This is a genomic window from Rhodococcus sp. MH15 (genome assembly GCF_019266045.1).
GTDB classification, from domain to species: Bacteria; Actinomycetota; Actinomycetes; order Mycobacteriales; family Mycobacteriaceae; genus Rhodococcus_F; species Rhodococcus_F qingshengii.
In genome coordinates, this window is sequence record NZ_LPNP01000016.1 from 1 (window position 1) to 2,065 (window position 2,065).

At 58.6% G+C, this 2,065-nt stretch carries 1 protein-coding gene; it reads right to left on the minus strand.

What is annotated here, in order from left to right; genetic code table 11:
• Positions 1-1,375: 1,375 nt before the first annotated feature.
• The gene (locus ATN37_RS00105; protein WP_080712845.1) at positions 1,376-1,882 is read right to left on the minus strand and encodes an integrase core domain-containing protein; all 507 of its coding nucleotides are present in this window, start codon (positions 1,880-1,882) and stop codon (positions 1,376-1,378) included.
• Between the last annotated feature and the right edge of the window lie 183 nt (positions 1,883-2,065).

Consider the following 2,065-nt stretch of genomic DNA (forward strand, 5'->3'; position numbering starts at 1 on the left):
ACAGAGTGGACAAACCCCGGCCAGTGCACCACGAAGGAGCAAAGCGATTCATGAGTCACACGGCGTTGTAGCGACGACACCTATCCTGTCAGCCGGCCCCGGGCCGGCCACTACAAACACTTACATGCGATTCAATCACACGCAGTTGGTTGATGATTTCGACCGGGTAACGGCGGCCTTAGTACGACAGCGTTCTTCAAACAATGTGACAGTTCCCAGCGGCCCGATGCGCATTCGACCGCTGCTGGTCTGATCAGTTCACTGATCAGACCAGCAGCGGCCTCTCACGAAAAATCGAGGCTGACGCCTAGACCGCAGGCTTCTCGACCGACTGGTCTGCAGAACCGGTGCCGAGTGTGGAAATTAGTTCGACGACTGTTTTGACGATGCTGATGACGTCCCCAACTGAACCCATGACTGTCTCCCTCTGTGTGTTTGATTCTTTCTGTTGGTTGCGCGAAAGACTGTCCCTTACATGCATTTTTGGCCGCATAGAGCACAATCTTCAATACGCGCAATCCAGAGTGTAGGCCGCTGGTTCGGCATCGGCATGAGGGTCGGTGAACCGCTCACTGAAATGATCCTGGGGCAACCAGATAGCTGTATTTGACCTGGAAGGAAAAACAGACAGTATGTACTGCGCATCTTATGATTAGCCAGCCAAGAAACTAGTTGAACGGAGAGTGAGCGACATCACATTTCGGGCTTGATGGCGTTGACCTGACGTGAGTTTCGATTCGGCCAGTATGCCCATCGAGCAGATGGGAACCCACCCCCCCATAAGTGAATCTGCGAAAGATGTAGATGTCCCTTGCGGATCGATCCGCAAGAGCGCCGCGCCGAACCGCGAAGAGAGCGCACGACCTGCACGCTCGGCGGGATGCGGAATTCGAGCATGGAGACGAGGCGTCAGTGACGGCGGGGCGCGTGACGGAGGACGACGTTCTCCAGGCCCGCCTCAACGAGTTGTACGGCGCGCCCGATCGGCGGCTCACGAACGCTGCAGTGTCGAAAGGTGGCGCGCGGCGCATTCCGGATTTCCGCACCGTACCCCTCTCAGTTGCGTACCGGGGTCCGCGAGAGCCCGTCAGATGAGGTGGAGTCGCGTTGGCACTCGATTTTTGTGCACGATACTGCTGAAATGGCGTCGCGATTGCAGTCGGGGTGGCATGACCCCCGTGAAGTGACCCGTACGCTATGAGAATCCTTCCGCCCTGCTCAAGGGCATGAAAGGCTTCATCTCATGGCTGGACGTAAACGACACACGCCCGAACAGGTCATCCGAAAGCTGCGCCACGGCGACGAACTCGCCGCCACAGGTGGCAGGTCCCCGATAGTCGGACCACCGCGCTTTAGAGCCGCGGTTTGATTGGTTTCAGTCGATCTCGCACCCATCCACCGGTTGGTGGGTGTGGGAGCACTGGGCAGCGTACTCGGCCGGCGTGAGGTAGCCCAGCGACGAGTGGCGGTGCCGATGATTGTGGTCGTCCTTGAAGTCCTCGATCACCACTCGCGCTTCGAGCAGGCTCGTCCAGTGGTTGCGGTTCAGGCACTCCTTCCGAAGGCGGTTGTTGAAAGATTCGATGTGCCCGTTGTTCCAGGGAGTTCCCGGCGGGATGTACGAGATTCCCACACGGTTCACGCAGAACTGGTGTAGCGCACTAGAAATGAATTCTGGCCCGTTGTCCATCCGTAATACCAGCGGCGGCCCGCCCCACAGCGCGAACGTCTTGCCTCGTTCCTCGACCAACCGCTGCGCGGGGATCGAACGCTCCACGATGTTCATCAGCGACAGGCGCGTGTGCTCGTCGATCATCGATGCAATCTTGACGGCTTTGCCGTCGACGGTGGAATCGAACTGGAAGTCCATAGCCCACAACACGTTCGGGGCGTCGGCTTCGGTCTGTGGGCATGAGCTGACCCCGCCTCGTTTGCGTGGAGAGGAATGATCGAAACCTGTGGATCCCGGGAGGACGCACCTTCCCGGATGATGATCTGTACACGAACAGGATTCTGATCAAGTCCAGCGCGCCAACGCTGGCGGGAAGGTACGCCCGTGCTCACG